Consider the following 385-nt stretch of genomic DNA (forward strand, 5'->3'; position numbering starts at 1 on the left):
CGAACCAACTGTGAACTTTGCAACAATTAGGTCATTTCTCTTTTTCCCGGAAACACCATTTTCAATTGTCATATCCGTGTAATCTCCATATACGGTACGTGCAATATGTCCCTGTACATTTAACACTCCATTCCCAACACGTACTTTGTTGTTACTGATTACCGTGGTCTTAAATTTTTCGCCAATATCAAACACACCATCGTTGCCGATGATGCTTTGATAAATCGCCGCATCGTCTTCCGCGAAAATATGCGCTTTGTCAGCAGCGGGTGTGTTCAGCGTTAATGCTTTCAGTGCCATTTACTCATCTCCTTTTATCTTGTATTCTATTTCAGCTCTTCCATCCTTTATTTTCAGGATTTTGCCGATAATCGGCTTTACTACG

At 40.8% G+C, this 385-nt stretch carries 1 pseudogene; it reads right to left on the reverse strand.

From position 1 onward, the window contains the following. Positions 1-300, reverse strand: a pseudogene (locus ACTQXY_RS15610) (hypothetical protein); the annotation flags it as partial. Between the last annotated feature and the right edge of the window lie 85 nt (positions 301-385).

It is taken from the genome of Faecalimonas sp. LCP19S3_D12 (genome assembly GCF_052121495.1).
Classification (GTDB): Bacteria; Bacillota; Clostridia; order Lachnospirales; family Lachnospiraceae; genus Faecalimonas.